The following is a 21438-nucleotide window of genomic DNA, read 5'->3' on the forward strand; positions in this document are numbered from 1 at the left end:
GCATCCCAGTGTGACCGGTGGGCGCACGTAGTCGATCATCAGTGGGGTACTGGCCGGAATGAACGGCGCCGGTGCATGGTTGGCAGAAGAACCCGCGGACGCGGGCATCGCTAATAGGAGGACCGCAGAGTGCTCGACCCACACGGGCTCTACGAGGTGGCCGGCGACCTGCCCGACCTGGACGGCCCGGTGCTCGTCCAGGCACTCACCGGCTTCGTCGACGCGGGCAGCGCGATCCAGCTGGCCCGGGAGAACCTGCTGGAGCACCTGGAGAGCGAAGTCGTCGCGACCTTCGACCTGGACCAGCTCCTCGACTACCGCTCGCGGCGTCCGCCGATGATCTTCGTGGCCGACCACTTCGAGAGCTACGAGGAGCCCAGCCTCGCCCTGCACCTGGTCACCGACCAGCTCGGCGCCCAGTTCCTGCTGCTCGCCGGTCCCGAGCCGGACCTGCAGTGGGAGCGGTTCATCAAGGCCGTCACCGAGCTGATCGACCGGCTCGGCGTCCGGGTCACCGTCGGCCTCAACGCCATCCCGATGGCCGTGCCGCACACCCGCCCGGTCGGCGTCACCGCGCACGCCACCGACAAGCGCCTGCTCGGCGACCACGAGTCCTGGCTGCAGCGGGTGCAGGTGCCGGCCAGCGTCGGCAACCTCCTGGAGTTCCGGCTCGGCAACTCCGGCCACGACGCCCTCGGGTACGCGGCGCACGTCCCGCACTATCTGGCCCAGACCGGCTATCCGGCCGCCGCCGAGGTGCTGCTCGACTCGGTCTCCACCAGCACCGGCCTGGCCCTGCCGACCGGCGGGCTGCGCGAGGCGGGCAAGCTGGTCCGCGAGGAGGTCGACAAGCAGATCGCCGACGACGAGCAGGCCGGCCGGCTGGTCACCTCGCTGGAGGCGCAGTACGACGCGTTCGTCCGCGGGCGGCAGGGCAACCTGCTGGCCGACTCGGACACGCCGCTGCCGACCGCCGAGGAGCTCGGCGCCGAGCTGGAGCGCTTCCTCGCCGAGCAGAGCCGGGACGACGGCTAGCCCCTGATCATCTTCTCCAGCACGCCGGGGAGCTGGGCGTCCCAGTAGTCCCAGGTGTGACCGCCCGGGCCGAAGCCGGCGTCGAGCTCGACGCCGGCCGTCGCGCAGGCCTGGACGAACCGGCGGTTCTGCGCCAGCAGGTGATCCTCGGTACCGCAGCGCAGCGTCAGCCGCGGCAGCGCCGGCCGGTCGGCGACCCGGATCAGGTGCATCAGATCCTCGTCGCCGCCGGCGACGTGCCGGTCGGCGAAGACCCGGGCCACCAGGGCGCGCATGTGCGGCCTCTGATCATGTTCCTGGATGTACGCGAGATCGAGCGCACCGGACAGCGTCGCGGCGGCTGCGAACCGCTCCGGCTCCCGCAGCGCCCACTTGATCGCGCCGTAACCGCCCATCGACAACCCGGCGACGAACGTGTCCTCGCGCCGCGTCGACACCCGGAAGAACCGGCTGACCTTCTCCGGCAGCTCCGCCGAGAGGAAGTCCCAGAACCGCATGCCGTACGCCTCGTTGGCGTAGAAACTGCGGTGCACCTGCGGCATGACCACGGCCAGTCCGTGCTCCTCCGCATAGCGCTCCACCGAGGTGAAGCGGGTCCAGCCGGTGTGGTCGTCGGTGAGACCGTGCAACAGGTAGAGCACCGGTGGCGGGTCCGCGGCGTCGCCCTGCGGCAGCAGCACCGTCATCGAGGTGCTCAGCTCCAGCGCCTCGGAGTCGAAGTCACAACGGATCAGGGCCATCCCGCCAGTCTGGGCGATGGCAGCGGCGTCACGCCGGCCGGTCCGGCGCCGTCCCTAGGCGTGGAACCCCTCCCCGTTGAACTGCTTGAAGTCCTCGAACGCCGGCTCGAACGGCGGATCCGGAAGCCGCACCGCCCGGCAGCGCTGCCCGGCACCGGGGATCGGCGTCCAGCCGAGGTTCCGCTCGTAGTAGTGCACTGCGGTGCGCACCGAGGGCGCGGCGTAGTCGTCGAGCACGATGAGGCCGCCCGGCCGAACGATCTTGCGGAGGAAGTAGAAGTCGACGAAGACCTCGTGGAAGCGGTGGCTGCCGTCGACGAACGCGGCGTCGGCCCGCAACCCCTCGGCGATCAGCTTCGGCAGGGCGAGTGAGGACGGCTCGGTGCGGAGCGTGGTGATCCCCTCCAGGCCGGCCTCGCGCAGGGCGTCCCAGCCGACGTTGTGGTAGGCCTCCTGCTGGAAGGGGTCGATCACGATGTGCCGTGCGCCCTTCTCCCCAGCCCTCTTCTTCGTGGCCAGTGCCTCGCCGATCGCCAGTGCCGAGCTGCCGTAGGCGAGGCCGATCTCCACGACCGTCGTGGCGCCCTCGGCGATCAGGAGGTCCCGGAGCAGATCGCAGTCGCGCTCCGGCAGGGTGACCGTCTCGAAGTCCAGCTCCGGGCCGCGGGTCCACACCGGACCGTCCTGCGCGAGCCGCCGGCGCACCGCCGCGATCCGTGTTCCGAGCTCCTCCGTCATGCCGCCCAGTGTGGCATCGGGCGGTTGGGAATGTCGTACCCGTCGATTAGTATGTATGTACGAAAGAGGGGCCCTGAGCTGCGGATCTTCAGCCCTTGATCGAGTGCGGGAGCATGCGCAGCGCGAGTGAGGAGACCGACGTGACCACGTCCAGCCTGTCCACGATCTCGACCAACCCCGTGCCCGTGATCCCTCCCTATGCGACCATGCTCGGCTTCACGCGGTACGTGTCTCGCACCGGCCCCGCCAAGGCGACGTTCGTCGGCGGTCTCCGCCGCCAGCGGGAGCGGCGCAGCGGGTTCAACCCGCACGGCCAGCTGGTCAAGGCGTTGAAGGCGGACATCGCCTTCCGCACCGGCGGCAGCTACCTCCGTGGCGTGACCGACCTGGTGAAGGACCGGTGGAAGCCGCTCTACGAGTCGCTGCGCGCCGGCGCCCGCACCTATCTGGCCTCCCTCGGTGACCCGGAGCAGGTCAGCCTCGCGCAGACCCGGGACGCCATCGCCACCGTCGGCCCGCTCGCCGTGAAGATCAACCCGCACTTCGGCCTGCGCTTCGCCGACGGGCGCCGGGAGGCCGTCCGGCTGCACTTCGACGAGGAGCCGCCGAGCGCGGAGATCACCACCGCGATGCTGCACCTGATGGCCCGCCACATGGACCAGATCCTGCCCAACGCCGAGCCGGTCCTGGTCGACCTGCGGCGCGGCGTCACCCACCGCATCGACCCGGCAGCCAAGCCGGGCGACGTCGAAAGCTGGCTGGCCGGCGAGGCGGCCGCCTTCACCGCGATGTGGGCCGCCACCGCGACCTCTGCGGCCTGACAACCCAGCGGCAGCCACCACGATCGCGGCGGCCTGACAACCCGGCGGCAGCCGCTGCGATCACGGCGGCCCGACAACCCGGCGGCAGCCGCTGCGATCACGGCGGCCCGACAACCCGCCGCCCGCCGCCGCGATCCCGGCGGCTTGAGAGCCGGCTCCTTCGCGGGGCAATCGTCGGCCCCCGGCGCTGTTCGTGGCGCCGGGGGCCGACGTCTGCCGCTGAACGGCTAGGCTGCCTGGCGTGAGTCCGTTTCCCGGCGTTCTGCCGCCGCCGCGCTCCTGACGGGAGCGCCTGCCGCGCCGATCGGGCCGGGCCCGGTCGGTGACCCGATCGGCCAACGCTCGGTCGGTGACGTCGCGCTGCGCTCCCGGCGCCGGCCCTGACCGACTCACTTTTCTCCGCGGAGCGCGCGTGTCAACTTCCGTCTCTCGTCACACCTCGGCCGGCATCCGGCTGAGCCTTCTGCACCTGTCCATCGCCGGGATCCTCTGGGGCACCACCGGCGTCGTCGTCCAGGTGGTCGCCGAACGCACCGGACTGGGCGCTTTGGCCATCGGCTTCTACCGGCTCGCCGTCGCCGCCGTGGTGCTCCTCGCCATCGGCTTCCCGGCCCGGCGGCGGATCCTGGCGGCGTTCCGGGCGGCACCGGCGGCCACCGCCGCCGCCGGTGCCGGCCTGGCGACCTACCAGGCGCTGTACTTCGTCGCCGTCCGGCTGGGCGGCGTCAGCGTCGCCACGGTGGTCAGCCTCGGCCTGGCGCCGGTGCTGCTGAGTGCCTGGGAGACGCTGCGCAGCCGGCAGCGCCCGAGCGCTGCCACGCTCGCCGCCTCGGCCGCGGCAATCCTCGGGCTCGGGCTGATCGGCGGCGCCACCGTCGAGCCCGGCGCGGCCACCGCCGGGTGGGGCCTGCTCGCGGCGGTCGCGTCCGGAGTCGTCTATGCGGCGTCCACTGCGATCAGCAGGCACACTGCCCAGGGCGTACCCCCGTTGACCCTGACCACCCTGTCCTGCGTGATCGGCGCCGCCGGCCTGGCGCCGATCGCCGCGGTGGAGGGTCTGACCTTCAGCCCGGAGCCGGCGCCGGTCGCCCTGCTGATCTACGCCGGGGCCGTCACCACGGCGCTGGCCTATGCGCTGTTCTACTCCGGCCTGCGCCGCACCTCCGGCAGCGTCGCCGTCGTCGTGACCTTGCTGGAACCGCTGACCGCCGCGCTGCTCGCCGTCCTCCTGATCGGCGAACCACTGGGCGGCGCCACGATCGCCGGCGGGGCGTTGCTGCTGGGCGCCGTGGCAAGCCTGTACCTGCGAACCGAGGACAGGCCTGGCTGAGTTCCCGGCGGGCTCGGGCACGCACGTGATGACCGCCGAGCCGGCGTGAAGGTGCGTGCCCGATCGGGCCGGCGACAAACGGAGGAGCGACGGTGACCGGAACGGCAGGATTTTTCTGGGTATCGGCGCGGGAACTTCTTAGGTGCGGGCCGGTTGCGACGATTACCCCGGTGGAAGGCACAGGCAGAACCTCGGGGGGCGTTCGGCCATGAAGAAGATCGCGGGATGGGTCACGCTGGCGGCGGCGGTGGGTCTGGCCGGCTCGGTCGTTCAGCCGGGGGCGGCGCAGGCGGCCGGAACGGCGCTCGCCGGGACGACGGTTGCCGAGACGGCGGGGACGGTCGCCGGGACGGCGGGGACGGCTGCCGGGACGGCGGCGGTCACGCTGCCGAGCATGGTGGCGTACGTCCGGGGCGGCGACATCTACGTCAGCCGGGGCGCCGCCGAGAAGCGCCTGACCACCGGCGGCGGTCACGCCCGGCCGCAGTGGTCGCCGAACGGGCAGCAACTCGCCTTCCTCAAGTCCGGCCAGTTGTGGACCATGAAGGCGGACGGCACCAGCCGACGGCGGCTCACCACCCGCACGGCGGCCGGGCCGTCCTGGTCACCGGACGGGAAGTGGCTCGCGTTCGGGTCGCTCTCCTGCTCGGGCGGGCCCGGGGTGTACCGGATCTCGGCGACGTCCACGACCGCCGCGCCGCAGGTGCTCTTCCCGCGGGACTGCCGCACGGAACCCCTGCCCGCCGAGACAGCGGTCAGCGCGCGGAGCGGGTCGACGTCACTGAACGACCGGCTGCGGGTGGACGACGCGGTGGCGTGGTCACCGGACGGCACCCGGCTGGCCTTCCGCGGCGGGGACTGCGAGTCGATCTACGACGCCTGCCTGAGCATCGGGACGATCGCCTCCGGCGCGGAGAAGACCGTCGCGGCGTACGGCGGAGGTGGCGTCCAGAACAGCGGTTTCGCGGTGGTGCCGAGCTGGCGTTCGGACGGGGCGAAACTGGCGTTCACGGCGTACCAGGAGGGTGAGACCGCGGCCGAGAGCAAGCCGGTGCACCTGGTCGAGTACGACACCGTGACCGGGGCGAAGCGCACCATCGGTGGCGCGCTGGACCGGGAGCTCTCCTACGTCGACGCGAGCCGGGCCGTGGTCACCAGCCACAACGCGGGCGGCTCGTGGGTCACCGTGGTCGGGCTGGCCGACGGGGCCCGCACTCCGTTCCGCTCCGGCTCGCAGCCCAGCGTCCAGCCCGTCACCCGCTGACCCAGCCGGCTCCCAGCGCTGTCTCGGGCGAGACAGCGCTGGGAGCCGGCTGGATGTGATCGAGCGGTTGCCGTTGAGCCGGGCGGCGCGGCCGGGCGGGTCCGGCGGACGGTGGGTGGCGGGGCGGTCCGGCGGACGGTGGGCGAGGCGACGGGGTAGTGCAGCCGGGCGAGGGCAGTGCGGCCGGGCGGGGCGGCGGAGCAGTGCGGCCGCGCGGGGCGGCGAGCCAGTGCGGCCGGCGGCGGGGCGGGGCGGGGCGGGGCGGTGGATTTCGTCAGGGTGGAGGGCGGCTCTATCGTTGGGGCCGCCATGAGTGAGACCGAGACTGCCGGACATCGCCCCATTCGCACGTTCCATCCGCGACGCGGCCGGATGAGCGCCCGCCACTTCGAGGCGCACGAGGCGCTGTGGCCGCGGTTCGGCCTGACCGTCACCGACGGCGATCGGAGCCGTCTCGACCTGGGCGAGTTGTTCGGGCGCCGTGCTCCGGTCGTACTCGAAATCGGTTTCGGCATGGGCGACGCGACCGCGGCGATGGCCGCGGCAGATCCGGGCCGGAATTTTCTCGGGGTCGAGGTGCACACACCCGGCATCGGCAACCTGCTGGCTGTGGTCGGTGAGCTGGGCCTGACCAACGTTCGGGTGGCGCACGGCGACGCGATGCAGCTGGTGCACCGGATCGCACCGGGCACGCTGGACGCCGTGCACGTCTTCTTCCCCGATCCGTGGCCGAAGGCGCGGCACCACAAGCGGCGGCTGATCCAGCCGGCGAACGTCGCGCTGCTGCGGGACCGCCTGCGCCCGGGCGGGGTGCTGCACTGCGCGACGGACTGGCCGGACTACGCGGTGGCGATGGCGGAGACGCTGGACGCGGATCCGGGGCTGACGCGCCTGCCGGCGACGCCGCACGATCGGCCCGAGACCAAGTTCGAACGGCGCGGCGCGGCGGCGGGCCGGCCGATCACGGATCTGCGGTACGCGCGAGGCTGACCGCTTCGTGCGATCACGGAGATCGGGCCCTGTGCGCGGTCACGGTCCGGCAATTTGCCGCTTTTAGCCCTTTCGCGCCTCTACCCTGAGGTGTGGAGGTCAAGGCCATGCGGCGAGAGGACCCCGGCGTCGGCGCCGGGCGGCCCGACCGGGCGCCTGCGGCGGAAGCCGCGGCACCCGCACGCCCGGCCGCGCCGCACGGGGGGACGGCCGTCGAGGAGCACCCGGGCACACCGGCGCGCGCGATCGGGAGCGAGCCGGCGAACGCGACCGGCACCGGGCCGGCGTCCGCCACCGGGAGCGAGCCGGCGTCTCCCAACGGGAGCGAGCGGGCGGACAGGCCGGCGGGGGCGCGGGGCGGGCACCACTCGCAAGCGCTGCGGGACGCGCTCGCCGAGGCGACGGCCGACGGGCCGGGTCTGCACCGCGGCGTACTGACCAGCGGCTCGGCGGACCAGCTGGCCGCCCTGATGGCCCGCGCCGCCCGGGTGCCCAGTGCCAGCATCCAGTTCGTCGAGGGTGACCGGCTGCGGCTCTACGGCAGTTGGGGCATCTCCGCCGACTGGCAGGTGGTCGCCGAGACCGGGTTGGAGAAATCGCTCGGCGGCCTGGTGGTGCGCACCGGCGACACGGTGGTGATCGGCGACGTCCGGCGCGACGACCGGGTCCCCGACGGCGTCCTGCGCACCGAGGGCGGCGCCTATCTGGGGCATCCGGTGCACGACCGGCTCGGGATGGTGCTCGGCGTGTGCTGCGCGTACGACCACCGGCCGCGGGAGTGGACCGCGGAGCAGATCACCGCGGTGGCGGAGGCGGCCGAGGTGGCCACGCTGCTGATCGGTGAACAGCTGGCCCGGTACGAGCTGGAGCAGCAGCACCGCTTCCTCGACGCGGTGCTGGACAGCCTGCACGACGGGGTGGCCGCCTGTGACGCCGCCGGCCGGGTGGTGTTCGCCAACGACCGGATGCGCCGGCTCTGGGGCGAGCATCCGATCGCCGAGGTGCGCGGGCTCGCCGACGCGGCCGGGGCGCCGATGGACCGCGAAGACCTGGGCCTGTTCCGGGCACTGCGCGGGGAACGTGTGCGGGACGAGCCGATTGCCGCGGAGGGGCTCAGCCGGCGCACCCGGTACTTCCTGATGGACGCGCAACCGATCCGCGGGGTGGACGGCCGGGTGGTCGGCGCCGTGCAGGCGGTGCAGGACGTCACCCGGCAGCGCCGGGCCGAACGGTTCCGCAGCTGCGAGCTGGCGGTGACCACGGCGCTGGCCGAGGCGCCCTGCATCGAGGCGGCCGGTCCGCGGGTCCTCGAGGCCGTGGTCACGACGCTGGACTGGGTGCACGCCGAGCTGTGGATGGTGGACCAGGACATGATCCGGGCGGCGGCGCGCTGGAGTGCGCCGGGCTGGCCGGGCGGCATCCCGGTGCCCGAGGAGCTGGCGTACGGGCAGGGCCTCGCCGGACGGGCCTGGCAGGTCGACAAGCCGTTGTGGATCCGCGACGTCGGCCGCCCGCAGAGCCTGATCTCGCCGGAGACCGCGGCCGAGCGGCTGCACACCGCGCTGGCCATCCCGGTGCACGACGGCTCCGGCCCGATCGGCGTGCTGACCGTGTTCGCCGACTCGGTGGAGGATCCGGAGGACGAGCTGCTCGCCCTGATGTCCGGGATCGCCGCCCACCTCGGGCAGTTCGTCGAGCGTCGCCGGGTCGAGGACCTGCAGCGGCAGCTGACCCGGAGCAAGAACGAATATCTGGCGCTGATCGGGCACGAGTTGCGCACCCCGTTGACGTCGATCAGCGCGTACACCGAGTTGCTGCGCGAGGCCGACGAACCGACGCTGGTGCGGGACGGCCCGCGGCTGATCCGGGTGATCGAACGGAACACCAACCAGCTTCGGGAGATCATCAACGAGCTGCTGGAGCTCTCCGCGCTGGACGCCGGGCACGCGGACGTACGCCGTACCCCGATGGACCTGGCCGCAGTGGTCCGCGACGTGGTCGATCGGACCCGCACGGCGATCGACGGCGCCCCGGTGGTGATCGACGCGGACCTGCCGGGTGAGCTGATCGTCCCGGGTGACCGCGACCGGCTGCGGCACATCGTGGAGAACCTGCTGGGCAGCGCAGTCCGGTACAGCCCGGACGGCGGGCACGTCGAGGTGACGCTGCGCAGCACCGGCCGCGCCGCCGAACTGGCCGTCTCGGACGCCGCCGGCGACGTGCCGCACATCGAGCGGGAGCAGATGTTCACCGGTCTTTACCGGACGGCTCGCGGGCACGACCGGACGCTGCCGGGCAGCGGGCTCGGCCTGACCCTGAGCCGCGCGGTGGTCGAGAAGCACCAGGGCAGCATCGAGTTGACCGGCGGCGACTCGGGGACCACGGTGCTGATCCGCCTGCCCCTGGAAGTCGGCTGACACGACTCCGGCGCGGTCACGGTGTGACGAACCGGCCCGCTCCCACAGCGGGGAACGGGCCGGGCAGGAGCAGGAGCGTCAGCGGCGGGGCCGGACCACCCCCGCAGCGCCGCCGCCGCGGCGGGACGGCTCGGAGGAGGCGATGAAGCCGCCGCCCCGGGTGAACTCGATGGCGGTCGCCGCGCCCAGCTCCGGGACGTCGGTGGCGAACGAGTGGCCGAGCGCGGTGAGCGCCGGACCGTACTGCGCCCGGAACGCGGGTTCGGCCTGGATGCCGGCGGTGTTGCGCTGGGAGGCGCGGGGCGCCGCCATCGCCTGCGGCAGCGTCATGCCCAGGTCGACGCGGTTGAGCAGGAGCTGCAGGACGGTGGTGATGATGGTCGCGCCGCCGGGCGAGCCGAGGGCGAGGAACGGCTTGCCGTCGGCGAGCACGATCGTCGGGGACATCGAGCTGCGCGGCCGCTTGCCGGGGCCGGGCAGGTTGGGGTCGGGCGCGGTGCCCTGGGTGGGTGCGAAGTTGAAGTCGGTCAGCTCGTTGTTGAGCAGGAAGCCGCGACCCGGCACCACCATGGTGTTGCCGCCGGTGGCCTCGATGGTGAACGTGTACTCGACGATGTTGCCCCACCGGTCGGCGACGGTGAGGTTGGTCGTGCTCTGCCCCTGCTCGGTGGGACCGCCGGCGGGCGCCGGGGTGCAGCCGCGGGCGTTGATGTCACCCGGCGGCACCGGCTTGGTGAGCGCCGTGTCGCGGTCGATCGTGCAGGCGCGCTGCGCGGCCCAGCGGTCGGAGATCAACTTTTGGAGGACCGGCTTCTCGGTGTACGCCCCGACGTACCGATTCCGGTCGGCGAAGGCCAGGGCCGACGCTTCCAGGTAGTAGTGCAGCTTGTCGGTGGTGGTGGCCGGCCTCGGCAGGCCCTTCTCGATGATGTTGAGAGCCTCGGCGACCGCGACACCGCCGCTGGACGGCGTGTTCATGCCGTAGACGGTCAGCCCGCGGTAGTCGGACCGGATCGGGTCCGGGTGACGCAGCCGGTAACGGGCCAGGTCGGCCTTGGTGAGCGCGCCGGGGCGGATGGGGTACGCCCAGGCGCCGGTCGGGTCGTCGGCGACCGGCGGGTTCTGCACCGTCTCCACCAGGTCGTCGGCGATGGCGCCGCGGTAGAACTCCCCGGTGCCCTTCCGGGCGATCTGCCGGTAGGTGTCGGCGAGGTCCGGGTTCCGCTGGACGGAGCCGACCGCGGGCGGCGCGCCGCCGGGCAGGTAGAGCTCGCGGCTCGAGGTGAACTGGCCGAACGCGGCGGCGTTGTCGGCCACCTGCTGACGGAACGTGGCGTCGACGGTGAACCCGCGGTCGGCGACCCCGGCGGCCGGCTGCAGCAGCGTGGACAGCGACCGGGTGCCCCACTTGCGGGCGGCCGACTCCCAGGTGGCGAGCGTGCCGGGGGCGCCGACCGAGAGGCCGGAGACGCGCGCCTCGGCGAAGTCGTACGGCAGCCCGTCGGCCGGATCGATGAAGAGTCTCTCGGTCGCCGTGGCGGGAGCGGTCTCGCGGCCGTCGATGGTCGAGACGGAGCGGCGCTTCGCGTCGTAGTAGACGAAGAAGCCGCCGCCGCCGATGCCGGCCGAGAACGGCTCGGTCACGCCGAGCGTGGCGGCGGCTGCGATGGCGGCGTCGACCGCGTTGCCGCCGCGCCGCAGCACGTCCAGGCCGACCGCGGTGGCGGTGGCGTCGACGGTGGCGACCGCGCCGCCGTAACCGGTGGCGGTCGGCCCGAGGGCTGTGCTCCCGCCCGCGGCGGCGGGTGGGGACGCGACCGCGATCCCCAGGGTGGTCAGTGACAGCGCTGTCAGCGCGGGCAGGAACCGCATTCGCCCTCCAGGTAGGACAGAGTCGGTTGTCAATCATCTGCCTACCGGTTGACGAGGCGGTGCACAACCGGAGGGCGCGATGTCATCGGTTTCCGCCGGCGGCGGGCCTCAGCCGATGCCGTACGGCTCCGGCTCGATCGCCGGGCAGCTCGCCGCCGGCGCCGGCAGTCGCAGGTCGATCAGATAACGATCCACCGCCCCGCTCACGCATTCACTGCTGCCGTACGCGACGTGTCCCCACCCTTCGTAGGTGAGCAGCCGGGCGGACGGGCCGAGCTGCCGGGCCACCTGCCGCGCCCAGGTGTACGCGGTGGCCGGGTCGTGCCGGGAGTTGACCAGCAGGACCGGTCCCCGGGCCGGCTGGACGGCCCGCTGCGGGTTGACCGGTCGCGTCTCGCGGCCCAGGCACCCGGCGACGGCGGTGAGGGCGAGCGACGAGGTCAGCATCTGCGGCGCGCGCCCGGCGAGGTCCCGCAGCCGTCGGCGGTAGTCGGCGAACCCGCTGACCGGCAGCGACCAGTCCTGACAGACCACGGCCGGGAAGCTGTACGGGGTCAGGTCGAGCGGCACGGGGGCCCGGCGGGCCGCGGGCGACGGCTCGTACGCGTCGCGCAGGTAGTGGGCGAACGAGTACCACTGCGGGTCGTAGAAGGCGCTGAACGCCGCCGTCACCAGGTCCCAGACACGCAACCGGCTCGGTGGGTCGTACGGGTCGAGCAGCGTCCCGGCCTCGGCCCGGTCCATCAGCCGCGCCCAGATCGCCTTGACGTCGCGGCCGCGCAGCACGCACCGGGTGTCGCGGGCGCACCAGGCGACGAACTCGTCGAACGAGTCCTGTGCGGCCTCGGCGGCCTGGCCGAGGAAGTCGCCGACCCCGACACTGTGGTCCATCACGCTGTCCAGCACCAGCGCGCGCATCCGATGCGGGTAGTACTCGCCGTAGAGCTGCCCCATCAGCGTGCCGTACGAGGCGCCGTAGAAGTTGATCCGCGGCTCGCCGAGGGCGACGCGGACCGCCTCCATGTCGCGGACCACGCTGATCGTGTCGGCGTGCTGGTAGGACGGCCCGGTGCGGGACGAGCAGTCCGCGGCGAGCCGCTGGTTGAACGCGGCGATCTCGGCGAACTCGGCTTCGTCGGCGGGCAGCGGCGACGGTTTCGCGTCCACCAGGGCTTGATCACAGAGGACCGGCGAGCTGCGGCCGACCCCGCGCGGGTCGATGCCCACGATGTCGAAGCGCCGGCTCACGTCGGCACCGAAGAGTTCCGCGTCCAGCGCCATGGTCACCGCCGAGGCGCCCGGCCCGCCGGGGTTGACCATCAGGACGCCGAGCCGGTGCGCCGGGTCGGTGGCCGGGCGGCGGGCCAGCGCGATGTCGATCTTCGTGCCGTACGGCGTCGTCCAGTCGGCCGGCACCCGCATGGTTCCGCACTGGACGGCGTCGTCCTCGGGGCAGGGCTCCCAGTCGATCGTCGCGGCGCTGTCGAAACGGATCCGCGGCGGGACGCCGACGCCCCGGTCCGCGACGGCCGGCTGTGGCCCGTACGACAACAGGGTCGTGAGGGTGAGGATCGCGGCCGTGAGCGGCCGTCGCAGGGCCGGCAAATCCAAAGCTCGCAAGATCCCTTCTCCGCCCTGCGCGGACGCCGCGCCACGCGGCACCATCTTGGGCCGAGCCCCGCGAACGAATCAGGCGAACAGCTACATTTACCGCAGACGAGCCAGGTTGTTCCCAGCCGAACGTGGCACGGTTAAGAGATGACCTTCACCCGCTTGGCCGCGGCGGCGACGAGTGTCGCCCTGCTCGCGGCCTGTTCCGACAACGGCGCCGCCGCGCCGCCGACCGTGCCGCCGGTCCCCCCGGCCTCCGTCCGCCCGTCGGCGAGCGAGGCGGCGCCGGCCACCACCGGGACACCGGACCTCTCCGCGCCGGAGATCGTCGCGACCGGGCTCGACGTGCCGTGGGGTCTCGCCTTCCGGCCGGACGGCAGCGCGCTGGTGGCCGAACGCGACAGCGGCCGGATCCTCCAGGTCACCCCTGGGTCGCAGCCGCGTGAGGTGTATCAGGTGCCCGGCGTGGACGCGGGCGGGGAGGGCGGCCTGCTCGGCCTGGCGGTCGACGGTGACCAGGTGTACGCCTACTTCACCGCGGCCGACGACAACCGGATCGTGCGGTTCGAGCTCGACGGCGGTGGCGCCCCGGAAGTGATCTTCGACGGCATCGCCAAGGCCGGCAACCACAACGGCGGCCGGATCGCGTTCGGGCCGGACAAGATGCTCTACGTCGGGACCGGTGACGCCGGCGACGAGGCGCGGTCGCAGGACCGGGACGATCCGAGCGGCAAGATTCTGCGGCTCACCCCGGACGGGAAGCCGGCGCCGGGCAACCCGTGGCCCGGCTCACCGGTCTACAGCCTCGGGCACCGCAACGTGCAGGGCCTGGCCTGGGACGAGCAGGGACGGATGTACGGCATCGAGTTCGGGCAGAACCGGTGGGACGAGGTGAACATGATCGAGGCCGGCAAGAACTACGGCTGGCCCGAGGCGGAGGGTCGCGAGGGCGGCTCGGAGTACGCGGAGCCGCTCGTCCAGTGGAGCACCGACGAGGCGTCACCCAGCGGTGCCGCGGTCGCCGGAGACACTCTCTACGTGGCCGCGCTGCGCGGCGAACGACTGTGGACCGTGCCGCTCGGCGGCGGAACAGCCCAGGCGCGGTTCAGCGGGGAGTACGGCCGGCTGCGCACGGTCGCCGTGGCCCCGGACGGCTCGCTGTGGGTGACCACCTCGAACCGCGACGGCCGCGGCGACCCGCGCGACGACGACGATCGGATCCTCCGCTTTCCCGCTCGATGACGATTACGACACCGGCGGCAGCTGGGGCAGTGCCGAGATCGCGGTGGCGTACTGGGCCACCTGACGCTTGTTCGGCACCACCCCGTAGACGCGGAGCTGATCCTGGATCGCCTGCTTGACGACCTCCTCGGTCTGTCCACGATGCGTTTGCATGACCTTGTTGACGACGTAGTCGACACGGAGTTGCACCTGCCACCCCGGGTCCCGGCGGCCACCGGTGGCGACGCTGCTGATTGATGCGAGGGGATTCATGCCCCGGTAATCGGTCGGCGGGGAGCCGGTCTTGAAGGTTCCGGGGTGCTGCGCTACGAATCAGCACCCCGGACGCACCGGTGCGACCATCCGGACCTCAGGATCGCGGCCGATCGTCGCCTGCCGCGGGGCGCTGATCCGGCGGAAGCTCGTCGCCGTCGTCGTTCACCGGCGGCGGAGGCGGCGGGTTGAGCCGCAGCCAGAGCAGCATGAGAAGCCCCAGCGCCAGCATGCCGAGACCCATCCACAGGTTGATCCGGACACCCTGTGCCTTGTCGATCTGCGCCTGGTCGTCGAGCAGGCCGATCACCGTGACGATCAGGCCGTAGAGCACGAACAGGCCGCCGATCACGCTGCGCACGTCGAACAGCCGGGCCTTGGCCGCCACCTTCTCCTGGTCCTTGTCGCTCACGAGAACCTCCTCCTCACCAGACCGGGATGTACAGGGCGACGGCCAGCACCAGCGCGATGGTGCCGAGCAGGACCGGGTTGCGCCACCACACCTTCTCGCCGGTGATGATCACCTCGCCGGAGGTGGTCGGGCCGCCCAGGCCGTACACCAGGCCGCGCAGCTCGTCGTCGCTCTTGCCCGGCGTGAACGGGGTGACCGCCAGCGCCACCAGGACCGCGGTGACGAAGGCCAGGCCCGCGCCCCAGAAACTCTCCTCCAGGTCGGAGTTGAAGTGCAGCGTCTCGGTCAGGTGCAGGATGTAGAGCGTCAGCGAGGCCAGGAAGCCGAGCAGCAGCGACCAGAAACCGGCCCAGGCCGACATCCGCTTCCAGAACATGCCGACGATGAAGGTGGCGAACAGTGGCGCGTTGAAGAGCGAGAACAGCGCCTGGATGTAGTTCATGATGTTGTCGAAGCCGGCCGCGATGAACGCGGTGCCGATGCCGACGACGATGCCGCCGAACGTGGCGATCCGGCCCACCTTCAGGTAATAGGCGTCGCTGCGGTCCTTACGGATGTAGGTCTGCCAGATGTCGTACGTGAAGACCGTGTTGAAGCCGCTGACGTTGGCTGCCATACCGGCCATGAAGGCGGCGATCAGGCCGGTGACCGCGACGCCGAGCACGCCGTTCGGCAGCAGGTCGCGCATCAGCAGCGGGATCACGTTGTTGTAGATCAGGTCGCCCTCCTCGGCGCCGAGACCCTGGATGGTCACCAGGGCGATCAGGCCGGGAATCACGGTGATCGCCGGGACCAGCAGCTTCGGGAAGGCGCCGATGATCGAGGTACGGCGGGCGGCGTTCATGTCCTTGGCGCTCAGGGCCCGCTGCACCTCGGCGAAGTTGGTCGTCCAGTACCCGAAGGAGAGCACGAAACCCAGGCCGAACACGATGCCGATCCAGCTGGCTCCGAGCGGGTTGTCGGTGCCGCCGGTGTCCGCCCAGGTGTGCAGGCCGGGCTCACCGAGCGGGGACTGCCGGACCTTCTCGAACAGGCCGTCGATGCCGCCGACCTTGACCAGGCCGATGATGGTCAGCGGGATCAGGCCGGCCAGGATCACGAAGAACTGGAGCACCTCGTTGTAGATCGCCGAGGAGAGGCCGCCGAGCGTGATGTAGATCAGCACGATCGCGGCGCCGATCACGATCGACGTCCAGAGCGGCCAGCCCAGCAGCGCCTGCAGGATCAGGGCCAGGGCGTACAGGTTGACGCCGGCGATCAGGACCTGCGCCACCGCGAAACTGACCGCGTTGAACAGGTGGGTCGGCCGGTTGAACCGCAGCCGCAGGAACTCCGGGACGCTGCGGACCTTGGAGCCGTAGTAGAACGGCATCATCACGATGCCGAGGAAGACCATCGCCGGGACGGCGCCGATCCAGAAGTAGTGCGCGGTCATCATCCCGTACTGGGCGCCGTTGGCGGACATCCCGATGATTTCCAGGGCTCCCAGGTTGGCCGAGATGAACGCCAGGCCGGTGACCCAGGCCGGCATCGAGCGACCGGACAGAAAAAAGTCCGAACTGCTCCTGATGGCCCGGCGGGCGGCGAAGCCGACGCCCAGCACGGTGAAGAAATAGATCGCCAGAATCAGATAATCGACGAGGCCGACGTCGAGTCGAAGTCCGTCCACAGGCCCACCTCCGAGAAAAAGTCGGACGGCGGATACCCGCATTGAAGATCGTTCACACTTGGCGGTCCTTACCAGGCGGCGATCGCCTCCGGAGTCACCTCCGTGATGCTGTCGACCACGAGTTTCGCCTGTTCGAGCGCGTCCGGGGCGGGCGGGTAGACGCCGTGCGGCACCGCGATCACGGTGAGCCCGGCCGCGCCGGCCGAGCGCAGGCCGTTGCTGGAGTCCTCGATCGCGGCGCAGTCGGCCGGTGTGAGGCCGAGCCGCTCGACCGCGGTCAGATAGACGTCCGGCGCCGGCTTGCCCCGCGGCACCTCTTCGGTGGAGAGGGTCACCTCGAACTCACCGGTCAGGCCGGCGGTCTCCAGCACCTGATCGATCAGGACCCGGGCCGAGGAACTGGCCAGCGCCAGCCGGTAACGGGCGCCGAGCGCGCGGACCGTCCCGACCGAGCCGGGGATCAGCGGCAGCGCCTGCCTGTACCGCTCGGCCATCCGGCCCAGCACGTCGGCGGCCACCTGCTCGGCGGTGCGCGGCACACCCACCTCGTCGGCCAGGTGCGCGGACCACTCGCCGGTGCTCATGCCCATCATCCGGTCCTGGGTGTCGGGGAGGAACTCGCGGCCGAACTCGGCCACGTAGCCCCGGCGGACCTCCTCCCAGACCTCCTCGGTGTCGATGATCACGCCGTCCAGGTCGAAGACGACCGCCTTGATCCCGGCCACATCGTCTCGCAGTCCGCTTTTCACATCGATCACCCTACTCGGACCGGTCTGGGCTTGTACGCACAGTGACCACGGTTCGGTCCGCATAGATGATCACCCTCGACCGTCCGGCCGGTTGTCGTACGGTTGCCGCCCGGTAGCTTCGGCAGTGCACCGAATCCGAACCCGGGAGCCGCTCCAGATGCCAGTTCCGACGACGCGACGAACAGCACCTGGCAGCCGCCCCACCTCACCCTCCGTGAGCGTGGTGATCCCCGCCGGAGCCACCACGGCCGCCCTGCCCCTGATGATCGGCGCCCTGCCGCCGGTGCACGAGGTGATCGTCGTCGTCGGCCCCGACGAGGACACCGGTCTGGAGCTCCCCCGATCCGCCCGGGTGATCAAGCAGACCCGGGCCGGGCACGGCAACGCCGTCGCCTGCGGGACCGCCGCCGCCGGTGGCGACGTCGTGGTGACGATGGACGGCTCCTGCGACCCGGCCGACCTGCCCCGGTTCGTCACGGCCCTGCGGGCCGGCGCCGACGTCGTCCACGGCTCGCGTTATCTCACCGCCCGGGCCCGCTTCGCCGACCTGATCCTGCTCTGGGTGATGGGCGTGCTGTTCGGCTGCCGGGTGACCGACCCCGGCTCCGGCTATCGCGCGTTCTGGCGGGACACCGCCGTCCGGCAGGGACTCCCCCGGGTCGCCGGCTCCGAGCCCGCCCGCGGGGACGGCCCGGAGTGCGGCGCGCTGCTGACCGTGCGGGCCACCCGCGCCGGCCTGCGCGTGACCGAGCTCGCCACCGCGTCCCGCCCGGCCCTCGACCGGACCGCACCGACTTTGCTCCCGGCCGTCCGGGCGCTCGTCGCCGAGTACCGCGACCGCCGCCTGCCGGCCGGCGAGAGCGCCGGGGAGAGCATCGTCGTGATGACCGGCGCCACCCCCGAGCCGGCCGATCCGCTGATCAACGACCCGCAGCCGCCGAACCGGTATCCCGGCAACCCGGCCCGGACCTGGCCGGCCCCGAACCAGCCCCGCGTCCCGGCCGCGCGCGATCGCCAGAACGCCGGACCCCTGCCGGGCAGCCCGCAGATCGTCGACCGCCGCCGGGGCGAACGCCGCAACGGCGACCGCCGGCGTGCCGACTTCCCGGCCCTCGACCGCCGTGCCGGCGGCAGTGCCCCGCACGGCGACGCGTTCACCCGGCGGCGCTGGCGGGACAGCCGGGTCGAGGCCGAAGCGGTGCGCCGCCGCGCTCAGGACCGGCCGAACCTGCGGGTCATCAACGGTGAGGGCCGCGGCGCCGACGGCGACCGCGGCCATCTGCGGTCGGTCTGACTCAGCGGGCCCGCAGGCGCGGCAGGATCTCCGACGAGTAGAGCCGCAGGAACCGCTCCTGGTCCGGCCCGGGCGCGTGGAAGACCAGGTGCTTGAAGCCCATGTCGAGGTACTCGGCGACCTTGGCGACGTGCTCCTCCGGGTCCGACGAGACGATCCACCGGGTCGCGGTCCGTTCGACCGAGAGGGCATCGGCGAGCCGCTGCATCTCCACCGGGTCCTCGACGCCGGTCTTCTCCTCCGGCGACAGGGCCAGCGCACCCCAGTAGTGGGTGTCGTTGCGGGCCCGCTCCAGGTCGTCGTCGAACGAGACCTTGACCTCGATCAGCAGGTCCAGATCGTCGACCTTGCGGCCGGCCTTCTCGGCGCCCTCGGTGACCGCCGGGAGCAGCGTGTCGGTGTAGAGCGCGTGGCCCTTGCCGCTGGTGGTGATGAAGCCGTCGGCGATCCGCCCGGCGAGCCGGGTCGCGGCCGGGCCGGAGGCGCCGATGTAGATCGGCACCGGGGTCTCCGGCTTGTCATAGATGGTGGCGTTCGCGGTGCGGTAGAACTGCCCCTCGTGGGTGACCCGGTCCTCGGCCCACAACTGCTTGATCAGCAGCACGGCCTCCTTGAGCCGGGCGAACCGCTCCTTGCCGTCCGGCCACTCGGCGCCGAGCGGGACCTCGTTGAGGGACTCGCCGGAGCCGACGCCGAGGACGGCGCGGCCCGGCGCGAGGCAGCCGAGCGTGGCGAACGCCTGCGCGACCACCGCGGGGTGGTAACGGAACGTCGGCGTGAGCACGCTCGTGCCGATCAACACGCGTTCGGTACGCGCGGCGAGCGCACCCAGCCACGGCAGCGCGGCCGGAGCGTGCCCGCCGTCGTGCCGCCACGGCTGGAGGTGGTCGCTGACGAAGACCGAGTCGAAGCCCAGCTCTTCGGCGAGGACCCCGTACCTGAGCAGTTCAGCCGGCGCGAACTGCTCCGCCGACGCCTTGTACCCGAACCGAATCATGAAACCCACCCTAGCCCGCGGCGCGTCAGGGATGGCCGGGCTACGGCGTGGCCCGGCCGCCGTCCGGCCGCACGGCGCGGGCTACCCCGCGGCGCGGTACGCCTTCCCCGCCTCGGTGGGCGTCCGGCCGTCCTTGTACAACCCGAAGTCGACGCTGTCCCCGACCGCGGGCAGGCCGAAATAGGCGTACCGCTCGACGAAGGACCGCTTCTCCAGGCCTGCGGTGGCGCCCTTGATGAACCGGACCTTCTGCGCGTCGCTCGCGTACTTCGGCGATCCGCCGAAGTTGATCAGCCCGAACTCGGTGATCCAGATCGGCTTGCCGTACCGCCGGTGCACGGCGTCGACGTAACCGAGGAACTGCTCGACGGCCGCGGCGCTGAAGTCGGAGCCGTACCAGTGCAGGGCGATCGCGTCGACCCGCAGGTTCCGGTCCGCGGCGCCCTTCATGAAGCGGTCCAGCCACCCGCCGGGGGTGTCACCGCCGAACGCCACCGCGGGGCTGACCAGCTTCATCCCGGTCGACTCCAGGCGGGGCCAGGCGTCCAGCGCGGCCTCGACGGACATGTTCGACTGCTCGGGCAGATCGGGCTCGTTGAAGCCGAGCAGCACGCCGTCGCCCTCGGCCTTCGCCTCCTTCAGGGTGGCGTCGGTGACGTTCGCCGCACCCCAGATCATCGGCACGAAGTCGACGCCGGCCGGCCCGGGCACGTCGTTGTCGTTCGGGCCCCAGCTGTAGTACCAGGAGGCGCCGACGTCGGCGAGCGCGCCCTTGGAGCCGGCGAACTTCCAGACCGCGGCGCCCTTCTTCGACGACTCGGCGGCGGGGACCACGGGTTTCGGCTTCGCGGACGGCGACGTGGACGGCCGCGCCGGCGGTTTCGAGGTGGCCGGGGAGGGGGACGCCGGCGGCGTGATCGGCACGGCCGCCGGCGTGGTCGAAGGGGGTGACGGCGCGAGGGTCGCCACCGCGACGGGCGAGAGCGGTGCGGGTTCGTCCCGGGTGGCCATGACGGCCGCGGTCCCGCCGCCGACGGCACCGACGGCCAGCACCCCGGCGAGCACCTTGTTGGCCACGCCGGCGCCGGCCTTCGCCGCCAGCTTCCCGGCCGCGGCCTTGCCCACGGCGGCCTTTCCGGCCGCGGCCTTGCCCGCCGCCGCATTGCCCGCGGCTGCCTTGCCCGCACCCGCGGTGCCGGCGGTGAAGGCGGGCAGGGAGCCGGCGGCCCCGATGACGCCGGGCGACAGCGGCACCAGCGCCATCCCGGCCAGCAGGCGCTCCGCCGCCACCAGGTTGTCCCAGGCCGGCCCGCAGAACCGGCACTCGCGGGTGTGCCGGGCGATCCGCTTGCGCCACAGCGAGCCCGGCCGGCCGTCCCAGGTCGCCGTCAGGTCCATCAGCTCCGGGCAGCGCGGCGCCCGGTTCAGCGCCCGGACCACCGCACGGGCCGTCTCGAGCTGCGCCTTCATCCGCTGGATCCGGACCGCGGCGTGCTGGCGGCCCACCCCGGTGGCCTCGACGATCTCGTCGCGGGTCAGCTCGCCGGAGGCCTCCAGCCACCAGAGCGAGAGCAGCTCGCGGTATTCCTCGTCGAGCCAGCGGGTCGCCTCGGCGGTCTCCCGGCGCTGGCCGGAGAGCTCCAGCCGGGTGATCGCCAGGTCGGTGAAATCGGCGCCGGGGTCCCGCAGGTCCTCGTCCAGCAACGCCTCCGGAGCGGTCCGCCGGGTGCGGAAGCGCTCGCGCACCTGGCGGACGGTGATCGCCACCAGCCACGACCGGAACGCCTCCGGCTCCCGCAGCTCGCCGAGGCTGCGCAGCACCCGGAGCATGACCTCCTGCACCACGTCGTCAACGTCCGCGTGGCCCTCCAGGGCCCGGCCGACGATCGTGTAGACCAGCGGGAGGTACCCCGCGACCAGACGGTCGACCGCGGCCGGATCACCGGCGCGGGCCGCCAGCACCGTGGCGGTGTCGGGTTGTCTCGTCATGGTCCACCTCTCCAGG

At 72.4% G+C, this 21438-nt stretch carries 18 protein-coding genes; 8 read left to right on the forward strand and 10 right to left on the reverse strand.

Annotation, left to right across the window (positions count from 1 at the left end):
- The first annotated feature begins 129 nt into the window (after positions 1-129).
- Entirely contained in the window at positions 130-1035 is a 906-nt protein-coding gene (locus tag AC0NH5_RS16025) for a proteasome assembly chaperone family protein (protein ID WP_474404276.1), read from the forward strand.
- Here AC0NH5_RS16025 and AC0NH5_RS16030 read toward each other — a convergent pair.
- Together AC0NH5_RS16030 and AC0NH5_RS16035 are read right to left on the reverse strand one after the other, a co-directional pair.
- The gene (locus AC0NH5_RS16030; protein WP_474404278.1) at positions 1032-1775 is read right to left on the reverse strand and encodes an alpha/beta hydrolase; all 744 of its coding nucleotides are present in this window, start codon (positions 1773-1775) and stop codon (positions 1032-1034) included. The genes AC0NH5_RS16025 and AC0NH5_RS16030 overlap by 4 nt on opposite strands.
- Positions 1776-1829: 54 nt before the next feature.
- The gene (locus AC0NH5_RS16035) at positions 1830-2513 is read right to left on the reverse strand and encodes a class I SAM-dependent methyltransferase (protein WP_474404280.1); all 684 of its coding nucleotides are present in this window, start codon (positions 2511-2513) and stop codon (positions 1830-1832) included.
- A gap of 206 nt (positions 2514-2719) precedes the next feature.
- On the opposite strand from AC0NH5_RS16035, the gene AC0NH5_RS16040 reads away from it, so the two are divergent.
- The 5 genes from AC0NH5_RS16040 (at position 2720) to AC0NH5_RS16060 (ending at position 9335) form a co-directional block, all read left to right on the forward strand.
- Complete coding sequence (locus AC0NH5_RS16040; RefSeq protein WP_474404449.1) at positions 2720-3334, forward strand: hypothetical protein; 615 nt, start codon at positions 2720-2722, stop codon at positions 3332-3334.
- A 412-nt stretch (positions 3335-3746) separates the two neighbouring features.
- The gene (locus AC0NH5_RS16045) at positions 3747-4664 is read left to right on the forward strand and encodes a DMT family transporter (protein ID WP_474404282.1); all 918 of its coding nucleotides are present in this window, start codon (positions 3747-3749) and stop codon (positions 4662-4664) included.
- Positions 4665-4872: 208 nt separating this feature from the next.
- Positions 4873-5928, forward strand: coding sequence for a TolB family protein (locus AC0NH5_RS16050; RefSeq protein WP_474404284.1), 1056 nt, complete (start codon positions 4873-4875; stop codon positions 5926-5928).
- Positions 5929-6237: 309 nt separating this feature from the next.
- Positions 6238-6918, forward strand: coding sequence for a tRNA (guanosine(46)-N7)-methyltransferase TrmB (gene trmB, locus AC0NH5_RS16055; protein WP_474404286.1), 681 nt, complete (start codon positions 6238-6240; stop codon positions 6916-6918).
- A gap of 107 nt (positions 6919-7025) precedes the next feature.
- A complete protein-coding gene (locus AC0NH5_RS16060; protein WP_474404288.1) occupies positions 7026-9335 on the forward strand; it encodes a sensor histidine kinase in 2310 nt (769 codons plus the stop codon).
- Between the two features lie 78 nt (positions 9336-9413).
- On the opposite strand, the gene ggt is transcribed toward AC0NH5_RS16060, so the two are convergent.
- Both ggt and AC0NH5_RS16070 read right to left on the reverse strand, forming a co-directional pair.
- Positions 9414-11207 (reverse strand): gamma-glutamyltransferase, encoded by a 1794-nt coding sequence (gene ggt / locus AC0NH5_RS16065; protein WP_474404290.1) that lies wholly within the window; start codon positions 11205-11207, stop codon positions 9414-9416.
- Positions 11208-11315: 108 nt separating this feature from the next.
- Positions 11316-12827, reverse strand: coding sequence for an alpha/beta hydrolase (locus tag AC0NH5_RS16070; RefSeq protein WP_474404292.1), 1512 nt, complete (start codon positions 12825-12827; stop codon positions 11316-11318).
- 138 nt (positions 12828-12965) lie between these two features.
- Here AC0NH5_RS16070 and AC0NH5_RS16075 point away from each other — a divergent pair, with 138 nt between their 5' ends.
- Positions 12966-14060, forward strand: coding sequence for a PQQ-dependent sugar dehydrogenase (locus tag AC0NH5_RS16075; protein ID WP_474404294.1), 1095 nt, complete (start codon positions 12966-12968; stop codon positions 14058-14060).
- Between the two features lie 3 nt (positions 14061-14063).
- Here AC0NH5_RS16075 and AC0NH5_RS16080 read toward each other — a convergent pair whose 3' ends face one another.
- From AC0NH5_RS16080 to AC0NH5_RS16095, 4 genes are all read right to left on the reverse strand, one after another.
- Positions 14064-14312 (reverse strand): hypothetical protein, encoded by a 249-nt coding sequence (locus AC0NH5_RS16080; RefSeq protein WP_474404295.1) that lies wholly within the window; start codon positions 14310-14312, stop codon positions 14064-14066.
- 97 nt (positions 14313-14409) lie between these two features.
- Positions 14410-14724, reverse strand: coding sequence for a hypothetical protein (locus AC0NH5_RS16085; RefSeq protein ID WP_474404297.1), 315 nt, complete (start codon positions 14722-14724; stop codon positions 14410-14412).
- 13 nt (positions 14725-14737) lie between these two features.
- Positions 14738-16435, reverse strand: coding sequence for a sodium:solute symporter family protein (locus tag AC0NH5_RS16090; RefSeq protein ID WP_474404299.1), 1698 nt, complete (start codon positions 16433-16435; stop codon positions 14738-14740).
- Positions 16436-16461: 26 nt separating this feature from the next.
- A complete protein-coding gene (locus AC0NH5_RS16095) occupies positions 16462-17151 on the reverse strand; it encodes an HAD family hydrolase (RefSeq protein ID WP_474404301.1) in 690 nt (229 codons plus the stop codon).
- Positions 17152-17356: 205 nt separating this feature from the next.
- Here AC0NH5_RS16095 and AC0NH5_RS16100 point away from each other — a divergent pair, with 205 nt between their 5' ends.
- A complete protein-coding gene (locus tag AC0NH5_RS16100; RefSeq protein WP_474404303.1) occupies positions 17357-18436 on the forward strand; it encodes a glycosyltransferase family 2 protein in 1080 nt (359 codons plus the stop codon).
- 1 nt (position 18437) lies between these two features.
- Here AC0NH5_RS16100 and fgd read toward each other — a convergent pair whose 3' ends face one another.
- Together fgd and AC0NH5_RS16110 are read right to left on the reverse strand one after the other, a co-directional pair.
- Entirely contained in the window at positions 18438-19433 is a 996-nt protein-coding gene (fgd, locus tag AC0NH5_RS16105; protein ID WP_474404304.1) for a glucose-6-phosphate dehydrogenase (coenzyme-F420), read from the reverse strand.
- Positions 19434-19514: 81 nt separating this feature from the next.
- Entirely contained in the window at positions 19515-21422 is a 1908-nt protein-coding gene (locus AC0NH5_RS16110) for a sigma-70 family RNA polymerase sigma factor (RefSeq protein WP_474404306.1), read from the reverse strand.
- Positions 21423-21438: the final 16 nt, after the last annotated feature.

The sequence above is a fragment of the Actinoplanes sp. 13 genome (assembly GCF_056134165.1).

What these genes read in the sequence shown, in the direction of transcription:
- AC0NH5_RS16090 (WP_474404299.1), bottom strand. Translation starts at nt 16,435, where the DNA reads ATGCGGGTATCCGCCGTCCGACTTTTTCTCGGAGGTGGGCCTGTGGAC.
- AC0NH5_RS16060 (WP_474404288.1), top strand. Translation starts at nt 7,026, where the DNA reads ATGCGGCGAGAGGACCCCGGCGTCGGCGCCGGGCGGCCCGACCGGGCG.
- fgd (WP_474404304.1), bottom strand. Translation starts at nt 19,433, where the DNA reads ATGATTCGGTTCGGGTACAAGGCGTCGGCGGAGCAGTTCGCGCCGGCT.
- AC0NH5_RS16110 (WP_474404306.1), bottom strand. Translation starts at nt 21,422, where the DNA reads ATGACGAGACAACCCGACACCGCCACGGTGCTGGCGGCCCGCGCCGGT.
- AC0NH5_RS16080 (WP_474404295.1), bottom strand. Translation starts at nt 14,312, where the DNA reads ATGAATCCCCTCGCATCAATCAGCAGCGTCGCCACCGGTGGCCGCCGG.
- AC0NH5_RS16030 (WP_474404278.1), bottom strand. Translation starts at nt 1,775, where the DNA reads ATGGCCCTGATCCGTTGTGACTTCGACTCCGAGGCGCTGGAGCTGAGC.
- AC0NH5_RS16035 (WP_474404280.1), bottom strand. Translation starts at nt 2,513, where the DNA reads ATGACGGAGGAGCTCGGAACACGGATCGCGGCGGTGCGCCGGCGGCTC.
- AC0NH5_RS16050 (WP_474404284.1), top strand. Translation starts at nt 4,873, where the DNA reads ATGAAGAAGATCGCGGGATGGGTCACGCTGGCGGCGGCGGTGGGTCTG.
- AC0NH5_RS16040 (WP_474404449.1), top strand. Translation starts at nt 2,720, where the DNA reads ATGCTCGGCTTCACGCGGTACGTGTCTCGCACCGGCCCCGCCAAGGCG.
- trmB (WP_474404286.1), top strand. Translation starts at nt 6,238, where the DNA reads ATGAGTGAGACCGAGACTGCCGGACATCGCCCCATTCGCACGTTCCAT.
- AC0NH5_RS16075 (WP_474404294.1), top strand. Translation starts at nt 12,966, where the DNA reads ATGACCTTCACCCGCTTGGCCGCGGCGGCGACGAGTGTCGCCCTGCTC.
- ggt (WP_474404290.1), bottom strand. Translation starts at nt 11,207, where the DNA reads ATGCGGTTCCTGCCCGCGCTGACAGCGCTGTCACTGACCACCCTGGGG.